20 protein-coding genes are annotated in these 21,384 nt (G+C 60.5%); 13 read left to right on the top strand and 7 right to left on the bottom strand.

Going from position 1 to position 21,384, the window contains the following annotated elements:
• Positions 1–3: 3 nt before the first annotated feature.
• Positions 4–816 carry an inner membrane protein YpjD gene (locus HX823_RS01055; RefSeq protein ID WP_038848662.1) on the bottom strand — a complete coding sequence of 271 codons (813 nt, stop codon included), beginning with the start codon at positions 814–816 and terminating at the stop codon, positions 4–6.
• 218 nt (positions 817–1,034) lie between these two features.
• Here HX823_RS01055 and ffh point away from each other — a divergent pair, with 218 nt between their 5' ends.
• The 6 genes from ffh to HX823_RS01085 all read left to right on the top strand — a co-directional run bounded on the left by ffh (position 1,035) and on the right by HX823_RS01085 (position 5,102).
• A complete protein-coding gene (gene ffh, locus HX823_RS01060; RefSeq protein ID WP_003193965.1) occupies positions 1,035–2,411 on the top strand; it encodes a signal recognition particle protein in 1,377 nt (458 codons plus the stop codon).
• A 250-nt stretch (positions 2,412–2,661) separates the two neighbouring features.
• Positions 2,662–2,913, top strand: a complete 252-nt coding sequence (gene rpsP, locus HX823_RS01065; RefSeq protein WP_003175899.1) for a 30S ribosomal protein S16 — start codon at positions 2,662–2,664, stop codon at positions 2,911–2,913.
• A 5-nt stretch (positions 2,914–2,918) separates the two neighbouring features.
• Positions 2,919–3,455: a ribosome maturation factor RimM gene (gene rimM, locus HX823_RS01070; RefSeq protein ID WP_033898585.1), complete on the top strand. Its 537-nt coding sequence runs from the start codon at positions 2,919–2,921 to the stop codon at positions 3,453–3,455.
• A complete protein-coding gene (trmD, locus tag HX823_RS01075; protein ID WP_016977714.1) occupies positions 3,437–4,210 on the top strand; it encodes a tRNA (guanosine(37)-N1)-methyltransferase TrmD in 774 nt (257 codons plus the stop codon). The genes rimM and trmD overlap by 19 nt, the downstream gene beginning before the upstream one ends.
• A 45-nt stretch (positions 4,211–4,255) precedes the next feature.
• Positions 4,256–4,606, top strand: coding sequence for a 50S ribosomal protein L19 (gene rplS / locus HX823_RS01080; protein ID WP_003175895.1), 351 nt, complete (start codon positions 4,256–4,258; stop codon positions 4,604–4,606).
• Between the two features lie 82 nt (positions 4,607–4,688).
• Complete coding sequence (locus HX823_RS01085; RefSeq protein ID WP_016977715.1) at positions 4,689–5,102, top strand: acyl-CoA thioesterase; 414 nt, start codon at positions 4,689–4,691, stop codon at positions 5,100–5,102.
• Here HX823_RS01085 and HX823_RS01090 read toward each other — a convergent pair whose 3' ends face one another.
• The gene (locus HX823_RS01090) at positions 5,103–6,911 is read right to left on the bottom strand and encodes a sodium:proton antiporter (protein ID WP_038848668.1); all 1,809 of its coding nucleotides are present in this window, start codon (positions 6,909–6,911) and stop codon (positions 5,103–5,105) included.
• Positions 6,912–7,018: 107 nt separating this feature from the next.
• Here HX823_RS01090 and xerD point away from each other — a divergent pair, with 107 nt between their 5' ends.
• From xerD to thrC, 4 genes are all read left to right on the top strand, one after another.
• Positions 7,019–7,915, top strand: a complete 897-nt coding sequence (gene xerD, locus HX823_RS01095) for a site-specific tyrosine recombinase XerD (protein ID WP_177073936.1) — start codon at positions 7,019–7,021, stop codon at positions 7,913–7,915.
• Between the two features lie 142 nt (positions 7,916–8,057).
• A complete protein-coding gene (locus tag HX823_RS01100) occupies positions 8,058–8,789 on the top strand; it encodes a thioredoxin fold domain-containing protein (protein WP_010207987.1) in 732 nt (243 codons plus the stop codon).
• Positions 8,790–8,918: 129 nt separating this feature from the next.
• Positions 8,919–10,223, top strand: a complete 1,305-nt coding sequence (locus HX823_RS01105) for a homoserine dehydrogenase (protein ID WP_010207988.1) — start codon at positions 8,919–8,921, stop codon at positions 10,221–10,223.
• 67 nt (positions 10,224–10,290) lie between these two features.
• Positions 10,291–11,700 carry a threonine synthase gene (gene thrC / locus HX823_RS01110; protein ID WP_038848672.1) on the top strand — a complete coding sequence of 470 codons (1,410 nt, stop codon included), beginning with the start codon at positions 10,291–10,293 and terminating at the stop codon, positions 11,698–11,700.
• An 88-nt stretch (positions 11,701–11,788) separates the two neighbouring features.
• Here thrC and HX823_RS01115 read toward each other — a convergent pair whose 3' ends face one another.
• On the bottom strand, positions 11,789–11,989 hold the full coding sequence (locus HX823_RS01115; RefSeq protein WP_177073937.1) for a hypothetical protein: 201 nt from the start codon (positions 11,987–11,989) through the stop codon (positions 11,789–11,791).
• A gap of 314 nt (positions 11,990–12,303) precedes the next feature.
• Here HX823_RS01115 and HX823_RS01120 point away from each other — a divergent pair, with 314 nt between their 5' ends.
• Positions 12,304–12,588, top strand: a complete 285-nt coding sequence (locus HX823_RS01120) for a DUF3509 domain-containing protein (RefSeq protein WP_033898579.1) — start codon at positions 12,304–12,306, stop codon at positions 12,586–12,588.
• A 170-nt stretch (positions 12,589–12,758) separates the two neighbouring features.
• Here the strand turns inward: HX823_RS01120 and HX823_RS01125 are convergent, their stop codons facing one another.
• Positions 12,759–13,628, bottom strand: coding sequence for a TIGR02285 family protein (locus HX823_RS01125; RefSeq protein WP_177073938.1), 870 nt, complete (start codon positions 13,626–13,628; stop codon positions 12,759–12,761).
• Complete coding sequence (locus tag HX823_RS01130) at positions 13,628–14,827, bottom strand: CaiB/BaiF CoA-transferase family protein (RefSeq protein ID WP_038848677.1); 1,200 nt, start codon at positions 14,825–14,827, stop codon at positions 13,628–13,630. The genes HX823_RS01125 and HX823_RS01130 overlap by 1 nt, the downstream gene beginning before the upstream one ends.
• A 149-nt stretch (positions 14,828–14,976) precedes the next feature.
• On the opposite strand from HX823_RS01130, the gene HX823_RS01135 reads away from it, so the two are divergent.
• Positions 14,977–15,519: a YaeQ family protein gene (locus HX823_RS01135; protein ID WP_016977727.1), complete on the top strand. Its 543-nt coding sequence runs from the start codon at positions 14,977–14,979 to the stop codon at positions 15,517–15,519.
• A gap of 60 nt (positions 15,520–15,579) precedes the next feature.
• A complete protein-coding gene (recJ, locus tag HX823_RS01140) occupies positions 15,580–17,289 on the top strand; it encodes a single-stranded-DNA-specific exonuclease RecJ (protein ID WP_177073939.1) in 1,710 nt (569 codons plus the stop codon).
• A gap of 160 nt (positions 17,290–17,449) precedes the next feature.
• Here recJ and HX823_RS01145 read toward each other — a convergent pair whose 3' ends face one another.
• Both HX823_RS01145 and mprF read right to left on the bottom strand, forming a co-directional pair.
• The gene (locus HX823_RS01145; protein WP_177073940.1) at positions 17,450–18,730 is read right to left on the bottom strand and encodes a virulence factor family protein; all 1,281 of its coding nucleotides are present in this window, start codon (positions 18,728–18,730) and stop codon (positions 17,450–17,452) included.
• Positions 18,730–21,372: a bifunctional lysylphosphatidylglycerol flippase/synthetase MprF gene (gene mprF, locus HX823_RS01150; protein ID WP_177073941.1), complete on the bottom strand. Its 2,643-nt coding sequence runs from the start codon at positions 21,370–21,372 to the stop codon at positions 18,730–18,732. The genes HX823_RS01145 and mprF overlap by 1 nt, the downstream gene beginning before the upstream one ends.
• Between the last annotated feature and the right edge of the window lie 12 nt (positions 21,373–21,384).

The following is a 21,384-nucleotide window of genomic DNA, read 5'->3' on the forward strand; positions in this document are numbered from 1 at the left end:
CCGTCAGATATGCAGGATGTATTCGCGGACCAGCTTGCTGCCGAAATAGGCCAGCATCAGCAGGCAGAAACCGGCCAGGGTCCAGCGGATCGCCTTGTGCCCGCGCCAGCCGAGGCGGTTGCGGCCCCACAGCAACACGCTGAACACCACCCAGGCCAGGCACGCCAGCAGGGTCTTGTGCACCAGGTGCTGGGCGAACAGGTTTTCGACGAACAGCCAGCCGGAGATCAGCGACAGCGACAGCAGCGTCCAACCGGCCCACAGGAAGCCGAACAGCAGGCTTTCCATGGTTTGCAGCGGCGGGAAGTTCTTGATCAGCCCCGAGGGGTGCTTGTGCTTGAGCTGGTGGTCCTGCAACAGCAGGAGCAGGGCCTGGAACACCGCGATGGTGAACATGCCGTAGGCCAGGATCGACAGCAGGATATGCGCGAGGATGCCCGGTTCTTCATCAATCACCTGCACCGTGCCGGTCGGGGCGAATTGCGCCATCAGCACCGTCAGCATGCCCAGGGGGAATAGCAGCACCAGCAGGTTCTCGACCGGAATCCGGTAGCAGGCCAGCAGGGTTAATGCGATGACGGCGGCCGCGATCAGGCTGGCGGCGCTGAAAAAATCCAGGCCCAGGCCGACGGGGGTCATCAAATGGGTAAACAGGCTGGCAGCATGGGCCAGCAGGGCGAGCACACCAAAGCCGACGAGCAGGCGTTTGTCCGCCTTGGCGCCTTGGGCCAGACGAGTGCCCTGGTAGAGAGTCGCAGCGGCATACAAAAGGGCGGCGGCGAGGCTGGGTAGCAAACTGGGTGACAAAGGGAGCATAAATCCTGTTAGGCAAGCCCGAAAGGCGCTGAGTTTGGCATACCCCCGCGTAACACGAAAGACTCTCAGGCCAGACAGCGGGTGTGCATGGCGGCAGTCTTCGCTATAATCCGCGACCTGCCCACGCCGCAGGCTCGCCGAGCGCTGTTTTTAATAGCGATTTACCACAGCCTGGGCCGCCATTACCTCGGTCTGAATAGGGCCAGAAAGGATCGCGCATGTTTGAAAACTTGACTGACCGTCTCTCGCAGACGCTGCGCCACGTAACCGGCAAGGCCAAGCTGACCGAGGACAATATTAAAGACACCCTGCGCGAAGTGCGCATGGCGTTGCTGGAAGCCGACGTCGCCTTGCCGGTGGTGAAGGACTTCGTCAACTCGGTCAAAGAGCGCGCGGTGGGCACCGAAGTGTCCCGCAGCCTGACGCCGGGCCAGGCGTTTGTGAAGATCGTCCAGGCTGAACTCGAAAGCCTGATGGGCGCGGCCAACGAAGATTTGAACCTCAGCGCCGTGCCACCGGCCGTGGTGCTGATGGCCGGTCTGCAGGGTGCAGGTAAGACCACCACCGCCGGCAAGCTGGCGCGCTTCCTTAAAGAGCGCAAGAAGAAGTCCGTGATGGTGGTGTCGGCTGACGTCTACCGTCCGGCGGCCATCAAGCAGCTGGAAATGCTCGCAGGCGAAGTGGGCGTGACCTTCTTCCCGTCCGACCTGAGCCAGAAGCCGGTCGACATCGCCAACGCAGCTATTAAAGAAGCCAAGCTGAAGTTCATCGACGTGGTCATCGTCGATACCGCCGGTCGCCTGCACATCGACGAAGAGATGATGGGCGAGATCAAGGCGCTGCATGCCGCGATCAACCCGGTCGAGACGCTGTTCGTGGTCGACGCCATGACCGGCCAGGATGCGGCCAACACCGCCAAGGCCTTCGGTGACGCACTGCCGCTGACCGGTGTGATCCTGACCAAGGTCGACGGTGACGCCCGTGGCGGTGCCGCGCTGTCGGTACGTGCCATCACCGGCAAGCCGATCAAGTTCATTGGTATGGGCGAGAAGAGCGAAGCGCTCGAACCGTTCCACCCGGAGCGTATCGCCTCGCGCATCCTCGGCATGGGCGATGTGCTCAGCCTGATCGAACAGGCCGAAGCCACCCTCGACAAGGACAAGGCCGATAAACTGGCCAAGAAGCTGAAGAAGGGCAAGGGCTTCGATCTCGAAGACTTCCGCGACCAGCTGCAACAGATGAAGAACATGGGCGGCCTCGGCGGCCTGATGGACAAGCTGCCGAACATCGGCGGTGTGAACCTGGCGCAGATGGGCAATGCCCAGGGCGCGGCAGAGAAGCAGTTCAAGCAGATGGAAGCCATCATCAATTCCATGACCCCGGCCGAGCGCCGCGACCCTGAGCTGATCAGCGGTTCGCGCAAACGCCGGATCGCCATGGGTTCCGGCACCCAAGTGCAGGACATCGGTCGCTTGATCAAGCAGCACAAGCAGATGCAGAAGATGATGAAGAAATTCTCCGCCAAGGGCGGAATGGCCAAGATGATGCGCGGCATGGGCGGTATGTTGCCCGGCGGCGGCATGCCCAAAATGTAAAGAATTCGAGCAAAAGCCCGCTTTTGCTCCGACCCACAGGGACGTGGGATCTCCAGCAAACCCGCCGTTGGCGGGCGCTGACTCGCCGTTTTAACCGACGGCTCTATAGCAGATCTGAGTGGCACGCTGATAGGCGCCAGAAAAAGACATTTGCAAAAGTCCGGATATTCCTTAGAATATGCGGCCTTTCGGGCACCTATGCCCGCTGTGCATTTAGATTTGCAGCACCGACTACAGGAACGATGTTCACATGCTAACAATCCGTCTTGCCCTTGGCGGCTCCAAAAAGCGCCCGTTTTACCACTTGACCGTAACCGACAGCCGCAACCCGCGCGACGGTTCGCACAAAGAACAGGTTGGTTTCTTCAACCCTGTTGCTCGTGGTCAAGAAGTTCGTCTGTCCGTGAACCAAGAGCGCGTAGCCTACTGGCTGAGCGTGGGTGCACAGCCATCCGAGCGCGTTGCAAAACTGTTGAAGGACTCGGCTAAGGCCGCAGCCTGAGCAATATGAACGCGACGCCAGCTGTTGCTGATGATTTGATCGTTATCGGCAAGATTTACTCTGTTCATGGCGTTCGCGGCGAAGTGAAGGTGTATTCCTTTACTGATCCGACTGAAAACCTGTTGCAGTACAAGACCTGGACGCTCAAGCGCGAGGGGAGTGTGAAGCAGGTTGAGCTGGTCAGTGGACGCGGGAGCGATAAGTTCCTGGTCGCAAAGCTCAAGGGTCTTGATGACCGTGAAGAAGCTCGTCTTCTGGCCGGTTATGAGATCTGCGTGCCGCGAGACCTGTTCCCTGAATTGACCGACGGCGAGTACTACTGGTACCAGCTGGAAGGTCTGAAGGTTATTGATCAACTCGGGCAATTGTTCGGGAAAATCGATCATCTTCTGGAAACCGGCGCCAATGATGTAATGGTGGTCAAGCCTTGCGCTGGCAGCCTGGATGATCGCGAACGCCTGTTGCCCTATACGGCGCAATGCGTGTTGGCCGTCGACCTGGTCGCGGGCGAGATGAAGGTGGAATGGGACGCGGACTTCTAAGCGTGGCTAATTTGCGCATTGAAGTGATCAGTTTGTTTCCCGAGATGTTTTCCGCCATCAGCGAGTACGGCATCACCAGTCGGGCGGTGAAACAGGGGCTGTTGCAGCTCACCTGTTGGAACCCGCGAGACTACACGACGGATCGACATCACACTGTGGACGATCGCCCATTTGGCGGTGGTCCGGGCATGGTGATGAAGATCAAGCCCCTGGAAGACGCGTTGGTTCAGGCCAAGGCCGCCGCCGGGGAGAAGGCGAAGGTAATTTACCTGTCCCCTCAAGGCCGTCAGCTGAAACAGGCTGGGGTCCGCGAACTGGCGAATGAGGAAGCACTGATCCTGATTGCCGGTCGCTATGAAGGCATTGACGAGCGATTTATTGAAGCTCATGTCGATGAAGAGTGGTCGATTGGGGACTATGTCCTGTCTGGCGGCGAGCTGCCGGCGATGGTCCTGATAGATGCGGTTACACGACTGCTGCCTGGAGCTTTAGGGCATGCGGACTCCGCGGAGGAAGATTCCTTCACGGATGGTTTGCTGGATTGCCCGCACTACACCCGACCGGAGGTGTATGCGGATCAGCGTGTTCCCGACGTATTGCTAAGTGGCAATCACGCACACATCCGGCGTTGGCGTTTACAGCAGTCCCTTGGTCGGACCTATGAACGACGCGCCGATCTTCTGGAAAGCCGCTCGCTTTCTGGAGAAGAGAAGAAGCTGCTCGAGGAATACATCCTCGCGCGGGACGATAGTTAACAACGTATCGATGGTAGGTCCATTGACTTACCTTAGGAGCACAGCATGACTAACAAAATCATCCTTGCACTCGAAGCAGAGCAGATGACCAAAGAGATCCCTACCTTTGCCCCGGGCGACACCATTGTCGTTCAGGTGAAAGTGAAGGAAGGCGACCGTTCGCGTCTGCAAGCGTTCGAAGGCGTGGTAATCGCCAAGCGTAACCGTGGTGTGAACAGTGCTTTCACTGTTCGTAAAATCTCCAACGGTGTTGGCGTAGAGCGTACTTTCCAGACCTACAGCCCGCAAATCGACAGCATGGCCGTTAAACGTCGCGGTGACGTACGTAAAGCCAAGCTGTACTACCTGCGTGACCTGTCCGGTAAAGCAGCTCGCATCAAGGAAAAACTGGCTTAAGTCCAGCTTCCCGATGCAGAAAAAAGCAGCCTACGGGCTGCTTTTTTGTGCCTGAAATTTGTCCATTTGCCGGTATTTGTCCATGACCACCCGCCTCGAAGAAATCCAGCGCCGCACCGACCTGTCCGTGACCCACGTGACCAAGGCCGTGTTCCCGCCGACCACCAACCACCACAACACCTTGTTTGGCGGTACCGCCTTGGCCTGGATGGATGAAGTGTCGTTCATCACGGCCACCCGTTTCTGCCGCCTGCCGCTGGTGACAGTCTCCACCGACCGCATCGACTTCAACCACGCGATCCCGGCCGGCTCCATCGTTGAGCTGATCGGCCGCGTGATCAAGGTCGGCAACACCAGCCTCAAGGTTGAAGTGGAAGTGTTCGTCGAGAGCATGAGCGCCGATGGCCGCGAGAAGGCGATCCAGGGCGTGTTCAGCTTTGTCGCGATTGACGCCGACAAACGCCCTGTACCGGTATTGCCTGGGTTTGCCGACTGATCAGCCAGTTGTGTTGTTCTCGGGTTGGATCACGGCTAGCAAGGTCCAACCGGCTACAGGCTTCAAACTGCTGTCCGGGGTGACCACATGCACCCACCCGCTGATATCTCGTGCAAACAGCAGCGTGGCGCGTTCCCCATGAAGTGTTTGGTATTGCTCCCAGCCGAAGCCCTCTGTGAGATGCGTGCTATACAGCTCGGCGCCCTGGCCCAACAGGCTAGCGAGCTTGGTGTAGGTCAAGGGTTGACTGCCCAGCAACTGGCCACGGTGTTCATGGCTGGCCCGGTGTTTATCGGTGCGGCGGCTCTCCTGGCTGCTGCTCAGGGTGAACAGACGGTGGCCGAAGTCGTGACGAAAACGCATCGCGGCCAGGGTATTCAGTTCGCCGGACGGGGAGAGCGCCAGCAAATGCCCAAGCCCAACCAGGTCCAGGTGCGATTCGGCATGCTGGGAGGCCGGGTTGCCGAAATAGGTGGGAAGCCCTTCCATCCGACTGGCGCGGATATTTTCCCAGCTTGAGTCCGTCAGCAGCACGCGGCTGCCAAGTTGCTGCAAGGCCTTGCCGAGGATGCGGGCCGGGCCGTTCGCGCCGACGATCAGAAAGCCACTGGGGGCGGGCTCGGCGACTTTCAGCAGGCGGGCCAAGGGACGTGCGGTCGCACTTTGCAGCACCACGGTGCCGATGATCACCGCAAAGGTCAGTGGCACCAACAGCAGCGCACCGGCGTGCCCGGCTTCATCCAGACGAATGGCGAATATCGCCGACACCGCGGCCGCCACAATCCCGCGCGGGGCGATCCATGCCAGCAGCGCGCGCTCCCGCCAATTCAGTTTCGAGCCGACGGTCGACAGCGCGACATTTAAAGGGCGGGCGATGAATTGAATGATCAGCAACAGGATCAGTACGAACGGTCCCAGCGCAATCAGGGCGTTCAAGTCCAGGCGTGCCGCCAGCAGGATAAACAGGCCGGAAATCAGCAACACGCTGAGGTTCTCCTTGAAATGCAGGATGTGCCGCACATCCACGCCCTTCATGTTGGCCATCCACATGCCCATCAGGGTCACCGCCAGCAAGCCGGATTCATGCATGACTTCGTTGGAGGCGATAAATACCCCCAGCACCCCGGCCAGCGTCGCCAGGTTATGCAGGTATTCCGGCAACCACTGCCGCCGCATGATCTGCCCCAATACCCAGCCGCCAGCTATCCCGAACAGGCTACCGCAGACGATCACCCCGCCGAAGGTCAGCAGGCTATGGCTCAAGCCATCGCCGGAAGCACGGCTGATGATGAAGCTGTACACCACGACCGCCAGCAGGGCGCCGATAGGGTCAATGACAATGCCTTCCCAGCGCAGGATGTTGGCGATGGAGGCCTTGGGGCGCACCACGCGCAACATGGGAACGATGACGGTCGGGCCTGTGACCAAGGTCAGCGTGCCGAACAGCAGTGCGAGCATCCAGTCGAAACCCAGCAGCCAGTGGGTCGCCAAGGTGATCACCGCCCAGGTCGACAGCGCGCCAAGCGTGACCAGGCGATGCACCACGCTGCCGATTTCCTTCCATTCCGACAGGTGCAGGGTCAGGCTACCTTCAAACAGAATCAGCGCCACCGCCAGCGACACCAGCGGCATCAGCAGCGGGCCGAACATTTCCTGTGGGTCGAGCCAGCCCAGTATCGGTCCTGCCAGAATCCCGCTCAGTAACAGGAACAGAATGGCCGGCAGTTTCAGGCGCCAGGCCAGCCATTGGCAGCCGAGTGCGGCCACGCCAATGCCGCCAAAGGCCAGCAAAATCTGCTGTTCGTTCATTAAAGCTTCCTGTTCCTTGAAGTAGCGGGCTATGAAAGACTAGTGACCCTAATCACAGTTCACTAATTAATTGCCGCAAAGCCCTGTGCCGCGTCGCTTGAGTGCCCATGCCTGCCATTGACCACTTGCTTATCGACCGTTTTCTCGACGCCCTCTGGCTGGAAAAAGGCCTGTCGGACAATACGCGCCAGGCCTACCGCAGTGACTTGGCCCTGTTCAACGGTTGGCTCCAGGAGAAAAACCTCGAGCTGATCAATGCTGGGCGCGAGCTGATTCTCGACCACCTGGCCTGGCGCCTTGAGCAAAACTACAAGCCACGTTCCACGGCGAGATTTCTCTCCGGAGTGCGTGGCTTTTATCGCTATCTGTTGCGTGAAAAGTTGATAGCGGCGGATCCGACTCTACAAGTCGACATGCCGCAATTAGGTAGGCCTCTTCCTAAGTCTCTGTCAGAAACTGACGTGGAGGCCTTGCTGGCCGCCCCTGACCTCAGCGAAGCCATCGGCCAACGCGACCGCGCCATGCTGGAGGTTCTATACGCCTGTGGCCTGCGGGTGACCGAGTTGATCAGCCTGACCCTGGAGCAAGTCAACCTGCGCCAGGGCGTGCTGCGGGTGATGGGCAAGGGCAGCAAGGAAAGGCTGGTGCCCATGGGCGAGGAGGCGATTGTGTGGGTCGAGCGTTACATGCGTGATGCCCGCAGCGAGCTGCTCGGCGGACGGCCCAGCGACGTACTGTTTCCCAGCCTGCGCGGCGAGCAGATGACCCGGCAAACGTTTTGGCATCGCATCAAGCACCAGGCCAAGGTCGCCGGGATCGGCAAGACCCTGTCGCCGCACACCTTGCGCCATGCCTTTGCCACGCATTTGCTCAACCACGGGGCGGATTTGCGCGTGGTGCAGATGCTGCTCGGCCACAGCGACTTATCCACAACCCAGATCTACACCCATGTTGCCCGTGCACGTTTGCAGGATATGCACGCCAAGCACCACCCACGCGGCTGAAAACCGCCAATTTATCCCGCCACGGGCTGCCCTGCGGCCCAACTGTGGTAGGCTTTGCCGGTTAGCAAAGGCGACGGCACAAACCTGTGTTTTCAGTTCAGTATTCTTGCTCCCGTCCCTGCATCTGCCTTCAGGAGTTCCCATGCGCTTGACCCAGATTATTGCCGCCGCAGCCATTGCGTTGGTTTCCACCTTTGCGTTTGCCGATGACGCTGCCGAGCAGACCATCCGCAAGAGCTTGGCCAACCTGCAACTCGATACCCCGATCGAAAGCATCAGCGCCAGCCCGATGGCCGGCCTGTATGAAGTCAAGCTCAAGGGCAGCCGCGTGCTGTACGCCAGTGCCGACGGCCAGTACATCGTCCAGGGCTACCTGTTCCAGCTGAAGGACGGCAAGCCGGTCAACCTGACCGAGAAAGCCGAACGCCTGGGCGTGTCCAAGCTGATCAATGGCATTCCGGTAGCCGAAACCGTGGTTTACCCGGCCATTGGCGAGACCAAGACCCACATCACCGTGTTCACCGACACCACCTGCCCGTACTGCCACAAGCTGCACGCCGAAGTGCCGGCGCTGAACAAGCTGGGCGTGGAAGTCCGCTACGTGGCGTTCCCGCGCCAGGGCCTGGGTTCGCCGGGTGATGAGCAGCTGCAAGCGGTGTGGTGCTCGGCCGACAAGAAAGCGGCCATGGACAAGATGGTCGATGGCAAGGAAATCAAGGCGGCCAAATGTGCCAACCCGGTTTCCAAGCAGTTCGCCCTGGGTCAGTCCATCGGCGTGAACGGCACACCGGCCATCGTTTTGGCTGACGGCCAAGTGATTCCGGGCTACCAGCCGGCACCACAAGTTGCCAAACTGGCGCTCAGTGCCAAATAAATCAGTATCGTCGAAACGTCGACGATCAAGGCTCGCTGACATGTCGGCGGGTCGTTAATTGCAAGCCGCAGTCGTGCGGCTGTTTTCCACGGCCGACCTAGCGTCGGCCGTTTCATGGGGAGTTCTTCAGTGAAACCGGTCAAAGTAGGCATCTGTGGGTTAGGGACCGTCGGTGGCGGCACCTTTAACGTACTTCAGCGTAACGCTGAGGAAATTTCCCGCCGTGCAGGTCGCGGGATTGAAGTGGCGCAAATTGCCACGCGTTCGCCAAAGCCTCAGTTCGAAACGACCGGTATTGCGATTACCAACGATGTCTTCGCCGTTGCCACCAACCCTGAAATCGATATCGTCATCGAGCTGGTCGGCGGCTACACCGTGGCCCGTGAGCTGGTGCTCAAGGCCATCGAGAACGGCAAGCACGTGGTCACCGCCAACAAGGCGCTGATCGCCGTGCACGGCAACGAGATCTTCGCCAAGGCGCGCGAGAAGGGCGTGATCGTCGCGTTCGAAGCCGCCGTGGCCGGTGGTATCCCGGTGATCAAGGCGATCCGTGAAGGCCTGTCCGCCAACCGCATCAATTGGGTGGCCGGTATCATCAACGGCACCGGCAACTTTATCCTTACCGAAATGCGCGAGAAGGGCCGTACCTTCGAAGACGTGCTGGCCGAAGCCCAGGCCCTGGGTTACGCCGAAGCCGACCCGACCTTCGACGTGGAAGGCATCGATGCGGCGCACAAGCTGACCATCCTGGCCTCCATCGCCTTTGGTATCCCGCTGCAGTTCGACAAGGCCTACACCGAAGGCATCACCAAGCTGACCACTGCCGACGTGAACTACGCCGAAGCCTTGGGCTATCGCATCAAGCACCTGGGCGTGGCGCGTAGCACACCGGCCGGTATCGAGTTGCGTGTGCACCCGACGCTGATCCCGGCCGACCGCCTGATCGCCAACGTCAATGGCGTGATGAACGCGGTGATGGTCAATGGTGACGCGGCGGGTTCGACCCTGTTCTACGGCGCCGGCGCCGGTATGGAGCCGACCGCTTCGTCGGTGATCGCCGACCTGGTGGACGTGGTCCGCGCCATGACCAGCGACCCGGAAAACCGCGTGCCGCACCTGGCCTTCCAGCCAGACTCGCTGTCGGCGCACCCGATCCTGCCGATCGAAGCCTGCGAAAGCGCCTACTACCTGCGCATCCAGGCCCAGGACCATCCAGGCGTGTTGGCCCAGGTTGCGAGCATCCTGTCGGAGCGTGGTATCAACATCGAATCGATCATGCAGAAGGAAGTCGAGGAGCAAAACGGCCAGGTGCCGATGATCCTGCTGACTCACCGCGTGCTCGAACAGCATATCAATGATGCCATCGCCGCCCTGGAAGCCCTGCAAGGCGTGGTCGGCCCGGTGGTGCGGATCCGCGTCGAACACCTGAACTAATGGTTTTGCTGCAAGGGCCCCGCAGGTTCGGCGGCCCTTGTTCAAGAATGCTCTAGAGGAGCCAGTCATGCGTTATATCAGCACCCGCGGCCAGGCACCGGCCCTGAATTTCGAAGACGTTTTGCTGGCAGGCCTTGCCACTGACGGCGGCCTGTACGTGCCGGAAAACCTGCCACGCTTCACCCAGGAAGAAATCGCTTCCTGGGCCGGCCTGCCGTACCACGAGCTGGCGTTCCGCGTGATGCGCCCGTTCGTCACCGGCAGCATTCCGGATGCGGATTTCAAGAAGATCCTGGAAGAGACCTATGGCGTGTTTTCCCACAACGCCATCGCACCGCTGCGCCAACTGAACGGTAACGAATGGGTACTGGAACTGTTCCACGGCCCAACCCTGGCGTTCAAGGATTTCGCCCTGCAACTGCTGGGTCGCCTGCTCGACTACGTGCTGCAGAAGCGTGGCGAGCGCGTGGTGATCATCGGCGCCACCTCCGGTGATACCGGTTCGGCCGCCATCGAAGGGTGCAAGCACTGCGAAAACGTCGACATCTTCATCCTGCACCCGCACCAGCGCGTGTCGGAAGTGCAGCGTCGCCAGATGACCACCATCTTTGGTGAGAACATCCACAACATCGCCATCGAAGGCAACTTCGATGACTGCCAGGAAATGGTCAAGAACAGCTTTGCTGACCAGAGCTTCCTGAAGGGCACGCGCCTCGTAGCGGTGAACTCGATCAACTGGGCGCGGATCATGGCCCAGATCGTCTACTACTTCCACGCGTCCCTGCAGTTGGGCGGCCCGGCTCGTTCGGTATCGTTCTCGGTGCCGACCGGCAACTTCGGCGACATCTTCGCCGGTTACCTGGCGCGCAACATGGGCCTGCCGATCAACCAGTTGATCGTCGCCACCAACCGCAACGACATCCTGCACCGCTTCATGAGCGGCAACCAGTACGTCAAGGAAACCCTGCACGCCACGCTGTCGCCGTCCATGGACATCATGGTCTCGTCGAACTTCGAGCGCCTGCTGTTCGACATGCACGGTCGCAATGGCGCAGCCATTGCCGGCTTGATGGACACCTTCAAAAGCGGTGGCGGTTTCAGCGTTGACGAAGAGCGCTGGACCGAAACCCGCAAGCTGTTCGACTCCCTGGCTGTGGACGATGCTCAGACCTGCGAAACCATCGCAGAAGTCTACGCCCAGACCGGTGAGCTGCTGGACCCGCACACCGCTATCGGTGTGAAGGCCGCCCGCGAATGCCGTCGCAGCCTGGACATCCCGATGGTGATCCTGGGCACCGCCCACCCGGTCAAATTCCCGGAAGCGGTAGAGAGGGCGGGTGTTGGCAAGGCGCTGGAATTGCCGGTGCACCTGACTGATTTGTTTGAGCGTGAAGAGCGTTGCACCGTATTGGCCAATGACTTGAAGGCTGTGCAGGCGTTTGTGAGCCAGCATGGCAACCGGGGCAAGCCGTTGTAAGGCGCACCGCGCAGACAAAAACGCCGCTTTCCCTTCCTTGGGACAGCGGCGTTTTTTTATGGCTGGCAGGCCCGCTAGGCGCGATTGTTCATGAGAGTAGCTTCTGCGCGATAGCCATTATGGTTCCGGTTGCCGTGAACATGCCCAGAACGATACCCATGGGATACCAGAAGTTCTCACGGGTTATCTTGTGAGCTTCGGCATTGAGTTTGCGTTGCTCGGCATAGATGCGTGAAATGTCAGCGTGAATCTTCTCTAGCGCAGCCTGTTCTCTGTTGTGTTCCAACATCGCCTTCATCCTTTGCAATAAGGGCCTTTTGACATGCGCTTTTATCTGCGTAGCAGCATTACCAGCGCTCACCGAGTTTAGGATTCACCCTCTGCCTCCGCGTCCGGCCAACCCCAAAACAGCCGACCATTGCGTAAGCAGTTATGTGCCGCCGTTTTTTCCCTGTCATGTTGCAAGCGCATGCTGGAATCCGTCACCCCCTGACGGCCCCATAAAGACGATAAAGCGAACTTTCCTACGTCACAAACAGTCACTTAGGATAGATGCAGCTCCCGTTGAAACGATTGTTCCCGAACTATTGAGTGGTGATCGAGATGGAAAGTATCAGCCTATTGCTCGAAGAAGCACTGAGCCCTTATCAGGTTACGCTGACCACCTCTGGTGTGCAGGACGAGTGCTTGGTAACCGTGAAGAATCCTGCTGGCGCCATCGTGGTCGAACGTGAAGTCGACCGCGCCCAATTGATGGACAAGCGCGTGCTGGTGGATGTGGTGGATTGTCTGCTACGCGACATTAAAATCGCTGAAGGACGCCTGGAGCCCTCGGTCATCGCGGCCTTGCGCAACGCAGCCCAGACCCGCAGCGCCACCGCCGCATGAAGAATTGTTTAACTGTGGAAACTTCCTACAACGTGGCCGGTCAGATTTCGTAACAGCAAGAGCAAACATTGTGCTCCGGTGTTTGTGCCTTGTTGTACTGGTCTTTGTAGGCCACGTTTAACCCCGAAGTGTCTCCCCACGCTTCGGGGTTTCTTTTTGCCTGTGATTTGTCACGGCTCCGGCGAGTCCTGGAAAAAGCTTGGGTTATCGCGCAGATACTGTTCGCGCATGACCGGGTCCAGCCATGAGGCGTAGGACTGCTGTATCTGCTCTTGCGGGATCTCGTGCAGTACCTGGTTGATCCGCTCCATGGCCTGGCGTCCCTGAGGCGTGTCCGAACAGCCGATGTGCGTGTGTTGGTAAGGTGCCGAGCCTTGGATGGGGTAAAAGATCAGGTCGTCCGAGGCGATGCCCTGTTGCATCGCGTGATAACGGATTTCCGGCCAATAACCCAACACCGCCTCAAGCCTGCCCAGGCGCTGCATCTGCAACAGGCTACCCAAGGCGTCGTTACCGTAATGCAGTGCGAGCTTGTGCGCATCGGCGTGCTTGAGCCGTTCATCGATGACAGGCCCGTAGCTGCGCTCTGCGATGGCACCCACCCGGGCTTTGTGGGCATCGAGGAACGCCTGCAGGTCAAACTGGCCTTGGGCGATGTAGGGCACCATGGCTTCTTGCTGGTTGCGCCGCACGGTGACGCCATTGCTGGCGACCACAAATGCCTGGCTGGAAAACACGATGTACCTGGCTCGTTCGGCTGTCCATAACAATGAGGGGTCACAGGTGAACGTAGGCTCACGCAGCATTTGCATGCCCCGCGCGCGATTGACGTGCAGCACCTGGTGCCGATATTCCGGCAGGCGTTCGATGAGTATCGGCAGCAACTGATCCAGTGCGCCCTGGCCTTTACTTGGGCCTTCGAAAATGGTCAGTGGCGGCAAGTCGCGCAATAACCAGATCAGCGTGTCTTCGGCGCTGGCGGTGGTCGGGGCCCAGGCGAGCATGATGCTGAGGCAAAGCTGGGCAAGCCTGCGGACCATCAGATCGCGCCTGCCTCACGTAAACGCGCAATCGCGGCTGCGTCGTAACCCAGCCCACCCAGCACCACACTGTTATGCTCACCCAACTGCGGCCCGACCCACTCGCAGCTGCCCGGTGTGTCCGACAGCTTGGGCACGATGCCGGGCATCTTGAAGTCCTTGCCACCAGGCAACTTGGCCTTGAGGAACATCTCCCTGGCCAGAAATTGCGGGTCGCCGAGCATGTCCTCGGCGCTGTAGATGCGGCTGGCGGGTACTTCGGCCTTATTCAGGATCTCTATCACCTGATCCAGCGGTAGCGAATTCACCCAGCGATCAATTACCCCGTACAGCTCATCACGGCGGCTGTCGCGCCCGTCATTGCTGGCAAGTTCAGGGTCGTTGGCCAAATCCTCACGGCCAATAGCGGACATGAAGCGCTTGAAAATCGCATCGCCGTTGGCGCCAATCTGCACATGCTTGCCATCGGCGCTGGTGTGGATCGAGGAGGGCGTGATACCGGGCATGATGTTGCCGGTGCGTTCGCGAATAAAGCCAAACACGTCGAACTCCGGGATCATGCTTTCCATCATGGCGAAGATGGCTTCGTACAGCGCCACATCCACCACCTGGCCCAGGCCGCCGTTGACTTCGCGATGACGCAGCGCCATCAGCGCACCAATCACCGCCCACAGCGCGGCGATCGAGTCACCGATGGAAATACCGGTGCGGACCGGCGGGCGGTCTTCAAAGCCGGTGATGTAGCGCAAGCCGCCCATGGATTCGCCCACGGCGCCAAAGCCGGGTTGGTCTTTCATCGGCCCGGTCTGGCCAAAGCCGGAGAGGCGCACCATCACCAGCTTGGGATTGAGGGCGTGCAGGGTTTCCCAGCTCAGGCCGAGTTTCTCCAGCACGCCGGGGCGGAAATTCTCGATCAGGATGTCGGCGTCGCCCAGCAACTGTTTGAGAATGGCCAGGCCGTCCGGGTGCTTGAGGTTCAGCGTCAGCGACTGCTTGTTGCGCGCCTGCACGAACCACCACAGCGACGTGCCCTCGTACAGCTTGCGCCATTTGCGCAGGGGGTCGCCGCCGTCGGGCGATTCGACCTTGATCACCTCAGCGCCGAATTCCGCGCAGATACGTGAGGCAAACGGGCCGGCGATCAGGGTGCCGAGTTCGATGACTTTCAGTCCGGCAAGCGGTTTGGCGTTGAACGGCATGAGGATCCTTGTCTGCGCAAGAGCGGTAATGTGGTGCCTTTTAACATAGGCGGGCTGGCCAGGGATAAGGATGATGCAGCGCACGATTCGTTGAATGACCCCGCCATCGGTTAGACTGGCCGCCTTTCCCTGTCTCTAGAAGCCCGTTCATGGCCCAGCCGTCCACGACCTACAAATTCGAACTCAACCTCACCGACCTTGATCGCTCGGTGTACGAGAGTGTCAAACAGACCATCGCCCGCCATCCGTCGGAAACGGAAGAGCGCATGACTGTGCGCCTGCTGGCCTACGCCCTCTGGTACAACGAGCAGCTGTCGTTCGGGCGCGGACTGTCAGATGTAGACGAGCCAGCCCTGTGGGAAAAAAGCCTGGATGATCGGGTCCTGCACTGGATCGAAGTCGGCCAGCCCGACGCCGACCGCCTCACCTGGTGCTCGCGTCGCACCGAGCGTACCAGCCTGCTGGCCTACGGCAGCTTGCGCGTGTGGGAAGGCAAGGTCGTGCCGGTAGCGAATAACCTGAAAAACGTACACATCGCCGCCGTGCCTCAGGAAGTCCTCGAGACCCTGGCCAAGGACATGCCCCGCGTCATCAAGTGGGACGTGATGATCAGCGAAGGCACGATGTTCGTCACCGACGACCGTGGCCAGCATGAAGTGCAGTTGCAGTGGTTGGTCGGCGAACGCGGTTGATTGGATCGCTGCCGGTCACCTGTTTTATTTCCGTATCAGAAGAGAAGCTCCTGTCACCCCATGCGTATCGATCCTCGCCCGTTACCCGCCGTCCTGCCGTTTCTCGGTGAACTGCCACCGCTGTTGACCCGTCTCTACGCCGCGCGCGGGGTGCAGTCCGAGGCCGAGCTGGATAAAAGCCTGGCGCGGTTGATTCCCTACCAGCAGCTCAAGGGGATCGACGCGGCGGTGGACTTGCTGGTGACCGCGCTGGAGCAGCGCCAGCGCATCCTTATCGTGGGTGACTTTGACGCCGATGGCGCCACGGCCAGCACCGTGGGCACCCTGGGCTTGCGTTTGCTCGGTGCGGCCCATGTCGACTATCTGGTGCCCAACCGTTTCGAGTACGGCTATGGCCTGACCCCGGAAATCGTTGCAGTCGCCCTGCAGCGTGAGCCGCAATTGCTGATCACTGTGGACAACGGCATTTCCAGCGTCGAAGGCGTGGCGGCGGCGAAAGCGGCGGGGTTGCAGGTGCTGGTGACGGACCACCACTTGCCTGGCGATGAGCTGCCGGCGGCGGATGCCATCGTCAACCCGAACCAGCCTGGCTGCGAATTCCCGAGCAAGGCCCTGGCCGGTGTCGGCGTGATCTTTTATGTGCTGATGGCCCTGCGCGCGCGCCTGCGCAGCTTGGGCTGGTACGAGAATAAGCCTCAGCCCAACATCGGTGAATTGCTCGACCTGGTTGCCCTGGGCAGCGTCGCCGACGTGGTGCCCCTGGACGCCAACAACCGCATCCTGGTGCATCAGGGCCTGGAGCGTATCCGCGCCGGTCGTGCGCGGCCAGGGATCAAGGCGATCCTGGAAGTGGCCAAGCGCGATGCCGCGCGTATCACCTCCACCGACCTGGGATTTATCCTCGGTCCACGCCTGAACGCTGCCGGTCGCCTGGATGACATGAGCCTGGGCATCGAATGCCTGCTCACCACCGACGTTGCCGCGGCGCGGGAAATGGCTGCGCAACTGGACGGCATGAACCAGGACCGCAAATCCATCGAGCAAGGCATGCAGCGCGAGGCCCTGGCCCAGCTCAAGGACTTGCCGGTGGAGTCGATGCCCTACGGCTTGTGCCTGTTCGACCCGGAATGGCACCAAGGCGTGATCGGGATTCTCGCGTCGCGTATGAAAGAGCGTTACTTCCGCCCGACCATCGCCTTCGCCGACGCCGGTGATGGCTTGCTCAAGGGCTCGGGGCGTTCTGTGCAGGGGTTTCATATCCGTGATGCGCTGGCAGTGGTTGCGAGCCAGCATCCCAACCTGATCGCCAAGTACGGCGGCCACGCCATGGCGGCAGGGCTGACGTTGCCCGAAGAAAATTTCCCGCTGTTTGCCGAAGCTTTCGATGCCGAAGTGCGTCGCCAATTGCGTGAAGAAGACCTGACCGGTCGGCTGCTGTCGGACGGCACCCTGGCGGTGGAAGAGTTTCACCTGGAATTGGCCCGCGCGCTGCGGCATGCCGGGCCGTGGGGGCAGCACTTCCCCGAGCCGGTCTTTCACGGTGTATTCCAGTTGGTGGAGCAGCGCGTGGTGGGTGAGCGTCACCTGAAGGTGGTGCTCAAGACTGAATGCGGGTCAGTGAAGCTCGATGGCATTGCGTTTGGGGTGGACCGTGAGGTCTGGCCGAACCCAACCGTGCGTTGGGTGGAATTGGCGTACAAGCTGGATGTGAACGAGTTTCGTGGGAATGAGACTGTGCAGCTTATGATTGCCCACATCGAACCGCGCTAAATCTCAGCGGTTTTTTTGTGGTGAGCGGGCTTGCCCCACGCTGGGTGGCGAAGCCGCCCCAATAAAAACGCCGCATTCTGTCAGGCAGAATGCGGCGTTTGGTTTTAGGGCTGCTGCGCAGCCCAGCGCGGGGCAAGCCCGCTCACTACATTGGGGGAGGCTATTCGGCTTTGGCCTGGTGTTTGACGATGATATCCACCAAGCGCTTCGCCAGCGCCGGGTAGTTCTCATCGAAGTGATGCCCGCCTGGCAACTTCAGCGCTTCACCCACGGCCGTCTTATCCGTGCAGCCGCTCTCGTCGACCTCTTCCGCACCGTAGATGCACACCACTTTCTCAGGTGGCAGCTTGGCCATTTCTGGCCCAGTGGCGGCTTCCTTACCGGCGTTTCCGAGCCAGCCTTCCACTTCAATCTCGAAGCTGCCCGTGCGCGCAAACGCCAGCAGGATGATCGCGTCCACACGCTGCTGCTCGTTTTCCGGCATACGGTTGTAGATGGCTGGCAACACATCGGCGCCAAACGAATAACCGGTCAATACGAAGCGCTTGGTGCCCCATTTCTGACGGTAGTGCTGCATCAGTTCGGTAAGGTCCTTGGCGCTTTGTTCCGGGGTCTTGTGCTGCCAGTAGTAGCGCAGGGTATCAATACCCACCACCGGGTAGCCGATCTTGGCCATCTCGCCAGCCACGTCGCGGTCCAGGTCGCGCCAGCCGCCATCACCGGAGAGGAACAGGGTGACGGTATCTTTCGCTTGGCCGGCCGGGACTTCAACCACTGGAATCGCCAGGCCGCCGTTGTCCGACCCTACCAGTTGCTTGCGCAACTCGTTGTTCAGCACTTGCGGGTAGTGAATGTCGTAGTCGCTGATGCTGGTGGTAGCACGCGGTGTGTCGCGTACGAAACTGGCAGCATCATCCTCAGGGTTGTCGTTCCAGGCCACCAGCCAATTGCCGTGGGCTGAGGTTTTTGGCAAAGGGTCGTTGCAGCCTGGCTGGGTCATGGCGAAACCGACGGAGATGGCGTTGGCCTTGTCGTCGTTCTGTGCGGCCAACCAGCGCCATGCCAGGCTTGCACCAGGGCCGATACCGCTGACCAGCGTCGCGGGGCCCTTGAGCTGACCCAAAGCGCTTTGCAGCGCTTGTTCCTGCAGCTTGCAGTCGTCCTTGGGCAGGATTACCTGGACGATCTGCGCCTTGCCGCCTTGGCTCAACGCAATCAGTTGGCTGTCGGTCAGCACATCGGCGGCCATCACGGCCACGGCCACGCGGGCTTTCGGCGTGCCGTACGGAGTGACGCGGGTCATCACCGAGCCATCGGCCTGGGGCAATTGCTCCAGGGTCGGCTGCGGGGCTGGGCGGTTCCAGTACCAATAGCCACCACCCAGGACCAGGGCGAGCAGCACTACAAAGGCCAATACATACCGCCAGGAGCGTCGAATCATCAGCGTTTCACCAATCCAGTCAAGCCGCCCGCGATCAGGGCGGCGGTATCGGCCAGTGCCACCAGCGGATCAAGTCCTGCGGGCACGGCCATGTAACGGGGTTCCCAGTCAGGCTGGAACTTGTCTTTGAAGCGGCGCAAACCTTGGAAGTTATACAGTTGCTCGCCACGACGGAACACCATCGAACCCAAACGTTGGGTCAGCGGGGCGCCGCGTCGCGGTTGCAGGCCCGACAACGGCACCATGCCGAGGCTGAAGCGGGCGTAGCCTTGACTCTTATAGTGTTGAATCAGGCCGACCATCATGAACTCCATGGTCAGCTTGGGCGCATCCGGGTGGGCGCGCATCAGGTCGAGGCTGGCCAGGTCGTGGTTGTAGGTCTCGAGCAGGTTGGCGAAGGCCACCGGGCGCCCTTCGAAGCGAATGATCGCAATACGAAAGTGCTTGAGGTAGTCGTCGCTGAAGCGTCCCAGGGAAAAGCCTTTTTCCCGCACATTCTTGCCGGTCAGCCAGGCATCGGAGATCACCTTGAGCTCGTCCATCGGCGCGGTGCCCGGTTCGCAGATCTCTAGGGACAGGCCGTCCCGCGAGCCACGGTTCCAGGTGTAACGCAGGTCCTTCATCTCTTTGCCCTTGGCTTCCAGGTCAAAGCGTTTCAGGTCGACACGGGCTTCTTCGCCCAGCTTGATGGCGGTGAGGCCGATGTCCATGTAGTACGGCAGGTTCTCGGCGCGGACCTGGTAGAACACCGGGCGCGCGTGGTGGATGTCGCACAGGTCACGGAACTGCCAGATCATCTCGGCCCGTGGCTGGGTCGGGCCGATCGGGTCGTACAAGGCTACCAGGCTACGGCCGCGACGGGCATACATCAGGAACGCTTCATCGTTGGGGTGGAACAGCAGCGCCTTGTCACCGGTAAGCGCCAGGCCACCGTCGGGCTGGGACGAGGCCATCAGGATCTTGCTGGCGCGCTCCAGTTCGTCGGGTGTCGGCAGGTGGATTACCGGGCGGGCGGTGCGCAGCAGCCAGGTCAGCGACACAACCACCAGCACCACAGCAGCACCCAACAGCGAACGCAGACCGCGTGGGGCGTTGGCGTCGAGGGTGAACTGCCACCACAGCTGATGGCTGTAAGGCACGTCTTGATAGGCGAACAGCAACAGCCAGATCGAAGCGCCCAGCACGCAGACACTGGCCACCAGGTACAGCGGCGAGAAGGGCAGTTCGGTCAGGCGGCTGGCGCGATAAAACGAGCGCCTGAAGATCGCCAGCAGGATCGCGGTCATGGTCATCAGGCTGGCTTCTTCCCAGTCGAAACCCTTGAGCAGCGAGAGCAGGGCGCCGACCAACAGCAGCACCATGGTCAGCATCCAGGCGGCCGACAAGCGTCGGCGCAAACCCTGGGCTAGCAACAGGCACAACACACCGATCAGGCTGGCGCCAAAGTGCGAGGCGTCAATCAGGCGGTGGGGAATCAGGAAGCCGATGTTTTCCAGGCGTGAGTCGATTTCGGGCGTGGCGCCAGAGAACAGCAGGACCACGCCGGACAAAAAAACCAGCACGGCCAGCACTGGCGCGGCCAGCCCCGAGGCAACCCGCAGGCTTTGCTGGGTCTGGAACAGACGCTGCGCTTCGTTGACCAGCAGGAACACACAGGCGATCAACAGCGGCAGCACCACATAGATCATGCGGTACAGCAGCAGGGCGGCGGCCAATGGCGCGGCACCCAGTTTGTCGGCGAAGGCCGCCAGCAGGATCGCCTCGAACACGCCCACGCCGCCCGGCACATGGCTGAGCACGCCGGCGGCCAGGGCCAGCAGGTACACCAGCAGGAAAGGACCGAACGGTGGCGCTTCCGGCAGCAGCATATAAAGAACGGTGGCGGCAGCGGCCACGTCCAGCGCGGTAATGATCAGTTGCAGGAAGGTCAGGCGGCGACCCGGCAGGCGCAGGGTGCGACGTCCGGCTTTTACCAACAGGTTATCCGGGTAGGGTTGTTCCGGCAGGCGGCGGCGATAAATACCCATGCACAGCACGGCCGACAACAGCAGCACTGCGCCAGCAATACCGCCCAGCACAGCCTGTGGCAAATGCAGGTAGGTCGATGCGGCGGGCAGGTTGCTCAATGTCGCCAATGCAGCCAGCGGCGGCAGCGCAGTGCCGAGCGCCAGGCTGGCGAACACTGTCATATGGGCGACTTCCGAAGCCCCGATGCCATGGCGTGCATATAAACGGTAGCGTACCGATCCGCCGGAAAGCATCGACAGGCCAATCGCATTACCAATGGCGAAGGCGGTAAAACCACCCAGGGCCAGGGTTTTGGCGGGCAGGTTCACGCCCGCGTAGCGCGCACCGGAAAATTCGTAGCCCAATAGAATGACGAACCCGGCGACCGCTGCCGCAAACGCGCCGAGCAAAGCGGGCTTGGGTACTTCCAAGATCGAATCGTGGAGGGCGTAAAGGTCCAGTTCCAGTAGCAAGTGGCGGCAGGCGATCAGGGCGATGGCGAACAACAATAGAGTGACGGCCAGCCCGATGGGTTGCCGGTACTTGCTCACCAGATCCAGCCAGCGCAAACGGGTGGGTGTGATCGGTTGTTCTGCTGTGACAGTGTCTTGTGGTTCAGACGAGTTGGCGCGCATCAATCACCTCGT

This window comes from Pseudomonas sp. P7759 (genome assembly GCF_013386445.1).
Lineage (GTDB): Bacteria > Pseudomonadota > Gammaproteobacteria > Pseudomonadales > Pseudomonadaceae > Aquipseudomonas > Aquipseudomonas azotoformans_A.

What these genes read in the sequence shown, in the direction of transcription:
- HX823_RS01085 (WP_016977715.1), top strand. Translation starts at nt 4,689, where the DNA reads ATGACCACCCGCCTCGAAGAAATCCAGCGCCGCACCGACCTGTCCGTG.
- thrC (WP_038848672.1), top strand. Translation starts at nt 10,291, where the DNA reads ATGCGTTATATCAGCACCCGCGGCCAGGCACCGGCCCTGAATTTCGAA.
- trmD (WP_016977714.1), top strand. Translation starts at nt 3,437, where the DNA reads ATGGGACGCGGACTTCTAAGCGTGGCTAATTTGCGCATTGAAGTGATC.
- HX823_RS01090 (WP_038848668.1), bottom strand. Translation starts at nt 6,911, where the DNA reads ATGAACGAACAGCAGATTTTGCTGGCCTTTGGCGGCATTGGCGTGGCC.
- rpsP (WP_003175899.1), top strand. Translation starts at nt 2,662, where the DNA reads ATGCTAACAATCCGTCTTGCCCTTGGCGGCTCCAAAAAGCGCCCGTTT.
- HX823_RS01125 (WP_177073938.1), bottom strand. Translation starts at nt 13,628, where the DNA reads ATGGTCCGCAGGCTTGCCCAGCTTTGCCTCAGCATCATGCTCGCCTGG.
- HX823_RS01120 (WP_033898579.1), top strand. Translation starts at nt 12,304, where the DNA reads ATGGAAAGTATCAGCCTATTGCTCGAAGAAGCACTGAGCCCTTATCAG.
- rplS (WP_003175895.1), top strand. Translation starts at nt 4,256, where the DNA reads ATGACTAACAAAATCATCCTTGCACTCGAAGCAGAGCAGATGACCAAA.
- mprF (WP_177073941.1), bottom strand. Translation starts at nt 21,372, where the DNA reads ATGCGCGCCAACTCGTCTGAACCACAAGACACTGTCACAGCAGAACAA.
- HX823_RS01100 (WP_010207987.1), top strand. Translation starts at nt 8,058, where the DNA reads ATGCGCTTGACCCAGATTATTGCCGCCGCAGCCATTGCGTTGGTTTCC.
- ffh (WP_003193965.1), top strand. Translation starts at nt 1,035, where the DNA reads ATGTTTGAAAACTTGACTGACCGTCTCTCGCAGACGCTGCGCCACGTA.
- HX823_RS01115 (WP_177073937.1), bottom strand. Translation starts at nt 11,989, where the DNA reads ATGTTGGAACACAACAGAGAACAGGCTGCGCTAGAGAAGATTCACGCT.
- HX823_RS01145 (WP_177073940.1), bottom strand. Translation starts at nt 18,730, where the DNA reads ATGATTCGACGCTCCTGGCGGTATGTATTGGCCTTTGTAGTGCTGCTC.
- rimM (WP_033898585.1), top strand. Translation starts at nt 2,919, where the DNA reads ATGAACGCGACGCCAGCTGTTGCTGATGATTTGATCGTTATCGGCAAG.
- recJ (WP_177073939.1), top strand. Translation starts at nt 15,580, where the DNA reads ATGCGTATCGATCCTCGCCCGTTACCCGCCGTCCTGCCGTTTCTCGGT.
- HX823_RS01135 (WP_016977727.1), top strand. Translation starts at nt 14,977, where the DNA reads ATGGCCCAGCCGTCCACGACCTACAAATTCGAACTCAACCTCACCGAC.
- HX823_RS01130 (WP_038848677.1), bottom strand. Translation starts at nt 14,827, where the DNA reads ATGCCGTTCAACGCCAAACCGCTTGCCGGACTGAAAGTCATCGAACTC.
- HX823_RS01055 (WP_038848662.1), bottom strand. Translation starts at nt 816, where the DNA reads ATGCTCCCTTTGTCACCCAGTTTGCTACCCAGCCTCGCCGCCGCCCTT.
- xerD (WP_177073936.1), top strand. Translation starts at nt 7,019, where the DNA reads ATGCCTGCCATTGACCACTTGCTTATCGACCGTTTTCTCGACGCCCTC.